General features: G+C 60.8%; 8 protein-coding genes and 1 tRNA gene. 6 read left to right on the forward strand and 3 right to left on the reverse strand.

The window, feature by feature from the left end:
• A partial coding sequence (locus tag EN969_RS18855) for a LacI family DNA-binding transcriptional regulator (protein WP_164758341.1) occupies positions 1 to 412 on the reverse strand: 412 nt, incomplete at its 3' end.
• 458 nt (positions 413 to 870) lie between these two features.
• Here EN969_RS18855 and EN969_RS18860 point away from each other — a divergent pair.
• The 4 genes from EN969_RS18860 (at position 871) to EN969_RS18875 (ending at position 1,824) form a co-directional block, all read left to right on the forward strand.
• Positions 871 to 946, forward strand: a tRNA-Cys gene (locus EN969_RS18860).
• Between the two features lie 202 nt (positions 947 to 1,148).
• Positions 1,149 to 1,352: a hypothetical protein gene (locus EN969_RS18865; protein ID WP_013530528.1), complete on the forward strand. Its 204-nt coding sequence runs from the start codon at positions 1,149 to 1,151 to the stop codon at positions 1,350 to 1,352.
• Positions 1,353 to 1,357: 5 nt separating this feature from the next.
• A complete protein-coding gene (locus EN969_RS18870; protein ID WP_027160878.1) occupies positions 1,358 to 1,549 on the forward strand; it encodes a hypothetical protein in 192 nt (63 codons plus the stop codon).
• A 53-nt stretch (positions 1,550 to 1,602) separates the two neighbouring features.
• Positions 1,603 to 1,824, forward strand: a complete 222-nt coding sequence (locus EN969_RS18875) for a DUF6500 family protein (RefSeq protein ID WP_027160877.1) — start codon at positions 1,603 to 1,605, stop codon at positions 1,822 to 1,824.
• Between the two features lie 31 nt (positions 1,825 to 1,855).
• Here EN969_RS18875 and EN969_RS18880 read toward each other — a convergent pair whose 3' ends face one another.
• Both EN969_RS18880 and EN969_RS18885 read right to left on the reverse strand, forming a co-directional pair.
• Positions 1,856 to 2,122 (reverse strand): DUF1488 domain-containing protein, encoded by a 267-nt coding sequence (locus tag EN969_RS18880; protein ID WP_013530531.1) that lies wholly within the window; start codon positions 2,120 to 2,122, stop codon positions 1,856 to 1,858.
• Positions 2,119 to 2,367, reverse strand: a complete 249-nt coding sequence (locus EN969_RS18885; RefSeq protein ID WP_063168668.1) for a hypothetical protein — start codon at positions 2,365 to 2,367, stop codon at positions 2,119 to 2,121. The genes EN969_RS18880 and EN969_RS18885 overlap by 4 nt, the downstream gene beginning before the upstream one ends.
• Positions 2,368 to 2,618: 251 nt before the next feature.
• On the opposite strand from EN969_RS18885, the gene EN969_RS18890 reads away from it, so the two are divergent.
• On the forward strand, positions 2,619 to 2,981 hold the full coding sequence (locus tag EN969_RS18890) for a co-chaperone GroES (protein WP_013530533.1): 363 nt from the start codon (positions 2,619 to 2,621) through the stop codon (positions 2,979 to 2,981).
• Positions 2,982 to 3,014: 33 nt separating this feature from the next.
• On the forward strand, positions 3,015 to 4,341 hold a 1,327-nt coding region (gene groL, locus EN969_RS18895), incomplete at its 3' end, for a chaperonin GroEL (protein WP_127419305.1).

Here is a 4,341-nt window from a genome sequence, read left to right on the forward strand (position 1 = left end):
GCTTGCCAGTGGCGATGATGCCGTCAACGCGCTTGTCGAGCATGGCGTCGACATGCATCTGGCCCAGCCGCGGATCCTCCTCGACATTGCACAGGAACACCGAGACGCCATTGTCGACCAGCGCGTCCGAAATGCCCGACATCAGCGGCAGCGAGAAGCGGCCATAGGTATCGTTGGTGAGCAGGCCGACGGTGAAGCTGCGGCGTCGGAGCAGGCTTTGCGCCAGGCTGTTGGGCCGGAAGCCAAGCCGCCGGGCGGTCTCGCGAATGCGTTCGCGCGTCTCGGCTGTCATCCGGCCCTGGCTGTTGAGCGCCTTGGATGCGGTAGCGACGCTGACTCCGGCCTGCGCGGCCACGTCACGCAAGGTGACTGGCTTGGAAAAGACCGGAACAGGCAGATCGTCCGATGGCATCGCGCCGAGAGTCCTTAGTTGGAAAAAGGTTTTCTCTTACCGATCTGAAAGAGGCCCGGCAGGTGGCCGAGCCCGACTGAAATTGTTTGAGAAAACCTTTTCTCAGCTGAGGCTAGACCAGATTGGATCGCCGTTCAAGGGAAAAGCTGGTTGGGCCTCGGCTCTCTTCCTTCGAATGCAAACGCGGGTTAAAGCAGCGCCGGCAGCACTTAGCTCAGGGGAAGAGCGCCAGTCGCAGTGCTGGAGGCCCTCGGTCGAGACGGGGCGGGCTGCCGCTTGAGGCGTGAAGGATCGCAGCGTGCGCGGGATGCGAGGTCCGGCAAAGGGTTGGCGCTGCCGGGCAGCAAACCTGGCCGCAATATGTGCTGGCGGACGGTCTGAAGATCGTGCCGAAAATTCTGAACAGTCCCTCGGGATTAACCTTTCCGTAAATATTTGGCCGCTACTTCAACAGCCATGGCCTCGTGGCGGAGCGGCTACGCTGGAGACGGCAAATCTCTGAAGCCTCGGTTCGATTCCGAGGCGAGGCCTCCAAAATTTCGCGTCGAACAGCAGTCCCAATCTGCCCCAAGGGCAGTCAGTCCCCACGAATAGATTTGTGCGTTACGAAGGCGGTGCGGACCGGACGTTAAAGCAGTCCTGTCTTGCATTTGGCATGCCGGCACGCGCGAAAAGAGTGGTATGGAAGGGAGCCGAGCGTTCTTGCTTCGCTTTTTCCTGACATTCGAGGCCTTTCGTGCGTGAACCGTCGCTGCTGCCCGTCTTTGGAAAACTTGGCCTCAAGGCTCCTGCCGCCCTGGCGGCGGCACCGGCCTCGTCGGCAGGTGTGTCGCACCTGCGGAAGCTTCTGGCCGTGCATAGCGGCATGGTGCTGAAACTGTCGGTCGTCGCCTGGACGGTGCTGATCCTGGGCGCCGTGTTTTTCACGATGCAAGGCTGACCGGCATGGCCAACCGCTACACGCTGCGTATGGAGCTTCCCCAGAGCTGGAGCATCATCGATGTCTTCACCGGCCAGCCTGCGGTGGTCCGGCAAAAGGTGATGGTCGGGATGGGGCCGCGCGAGGCCGAGGACATGGTCGTGCAGATGAATGTCCGCGATGTCAAACGCCGCGAACGGGCCGAGCGCAAGGCCTGATCCGTAGCGGCCCGCCGGCGGAAGCCTGCCGCACCGCAAATCAAGGGATTCCCGTGAGAGCCAGCCTGAAGCAGAAGATACTGGAGATTTGCGACCGCAAGATCTCCGAGAAGGGGGCCGGCGTCGGCGTGTCGTTCTATGCGTTTTTCGCCAACAGAAACGACAACCCCGAACTCCTGATGGAAGCCGCCGAATGGTGGATCAGAACCCACCGCCTCGACCATTTCGAAAAGGCTGCGAAGATACGCGCGATGGTCGAGGGGATGGATCTTTAATCGTCGTTTTGAGCGACATGCAATGGACTGATCAGCCGAAATCGGACGCCGTCAGAACATACATGCTCTTGTGGGTGCGGTCGTAGGCCTTCGACGCGACCTCGCGGATGGCACTGCTCTCGGTGTCGAATGTCTGGAGATAACCGGCTTCATCGGCCGCGGTTCCCGGCCGCATCTTGGCCATGGCGTCGGCGGCGACGGAGAACGAGATCTGGAACATGCCGTCATGGCCGACGAAACGGATGCGCTGGCCCGCCTCGTCATAGCTGCGGCTGCGGTTGGGGAAGGTGAGGCTCATGTCTTAGCCTCCGTAACTTTCTTGGTCACCCGCTTCTTCTTCGGCGTCGGATTGAGGGCCTGGGCGACACGATCGGCCTCTTCCTTGGCCAGCCGAAGCTCCCTCAGCCTTGCCGTCTTGATCTCCCTGGCTCTTGCCTCGGACATATATTCGGCGGTCGCCTTGTTTTTCTCCGCTGTCTTCTTCTGCTTGTCGACAAAGCGGGCTTCAGCTTTTTCCATGATCGTCTGATTGCCTTCGGCCATCGAAGAAATCTCCCTTGTGCCTGAAATCGTGAAAGTGAACTTGTCCGATAAATAGGCACTCGATCGGCAAAATTCAATCTTTTGAATTATTTGACATTCTGCGGATATCACGAAACGGCCAGCTGAAATAATACTTTTGAATATTTAATTTGGTACGCGAATAATTTTTGGCACTCCTATCTATCGAGTGCCAACGCGTCTATAGAGGAGGGGCGTGGCCGCCTGTGCCGGCCCCCAGAAAGAAAGTTCCCATGAAATTTCGGCCACTCCACGACCGCGTCGTCATTCGTCGCGCCGAAGGCGATATCAAATCCAAGGGCGGGATCATCATCCCCGACACTGCCAAGGAAAAGCCGCAGGAGGGCGAAGTCATCGCTGTCGGCCCTGGCGCACGCGACGAAAACGGCGCGCTTGTTCCGCTCGACGTCAAGGCCGGCGACTTCATCCTGTTCGGCAAATGGTCGGGCACCGAGGTCAAGATCGACGGCGAGGACCTTCTGATCATGAAGGAAGCCGACATTATGGGCGTCATCGACAAGGACGAGACTGGCATCATCGACAAGGGCGAGACCGCTGCAACCGACAAGACCGTGGCCGCCAAGAAAGCTGCCTGACCTTATTTTCTCCGAACGTACTGGATAAAAATCATGTCTGCCAAGGAAATCAAATTCTCCACCGACGCGCGCGACCGCATGCTGCGCGGCGTCGAGATCCTTACCAATGCTGTGAAGGTCACGCTCGGCCCCAAGGGCCGCAACGTCATCATCGACAAGGCCTATGGCGCGCCGCGCATCACCAAGGACGGCGTCACCGTCGCCAAGGAAATCGAGCTTGCCGACAAGTTCGAGAACATGGGCGCCCAGATGGTGCGCGAAGTGGCCTCGAAGACCAACGACCTCGCCGGTGACGGCACCACCACCGCCACGGTGCTGGCCGCCTCGATCCTGCGCGAAGGCGCCAAGCTGGTCGCCGCCGGCATGAATCCCATGGATTTGAAGCGCGGCATCGACCAGGCGGTTTCCGCCGTGGTCAAGGAAATCCAGGCGCGCGCCAAGAAGGTCAAGTCGTCGGCCGAGATCGCGCAGGTCGGCACCATCGCCGCCAATGGCGATGCCAGCGTCGGCGAGATGATCGCCAAGGCTATGGACAAGGTCGGCAATGACGGCGTCATCACCGTCGAGGAAGCCAAGACCGCAGAGACCGAACTCGACGTCGTCGAAGGCATGCAGTTCGACCGCGGCTATCTCTCGCCCTATTTCGTCACCAATGCCGACAAGATGCGCGTCGAGCTGGAAGAACCCTACATCCTCATCCACGAGAAGAAGCTCGGCAATCTGCAGGCGATGCTGCCGATCCTCGAAGCGGTGGTGCAGAGCGGCAGGCCGCTGCTGATCATCTCCGAGGACGTCGAGGGCGAGGCTCTGGCGACGCTGGTCGTCAACAAGCTGCGCGGCGGCCTCAAGGTCGCGGCCGTCAAGGCGCCTGGCTTCGGCGATCGCCGCAAGGCGATGCTGGAAGACATCGCCGTGCTCACGTCGGGCCAGATGATCTCCGAGGACCTCGGCATCAAGCTCGAAAACGTCACCATCGAGATGCTCGGCCGCGCCAAGCGCGTGCTGATCGAGAAGGACACCACCACGATCATCGACGGTGCCGGCACCAAGGCGACCATCCAGGCGCGCGTCGCTCAGATCAAGGGCCAGATCGAGGAGACGACGTCAGACTACGACAAGGAAAAGCTGCAGGAGCGGCTGGCCAAGCTCGCCGGCGGCGTTGCCGTCATCCGCGTCGGCGGCGTCACCGAGTCGGAAGTCAAGGAAAAGAAGGACCGCATCGACGATGCGCTGAACGCCACCCGCGCGGCGGTCGAGGAAGGCATCGTGCCCGGCGGCGGCGTCGCTCTGCTGCGTGCCCGCTCGGCGCTTGGCGGCCTGACCGGCGCCAATGCCGATGTCACGGCCGGCATCACGATCG

It is taken from the genome of Mesorhizobium sp. M7A.F.Ca.CA.003.01.2.1 (genome assembly GCF_003998945.1).
Taxonomy (GTDB): Bacteria; Pseudomonadota; Alphaproteobacteria; order Rhizobiales; family Rhizobiaceae; genus Mesorhizobium; species Mesorhizobium ciceri.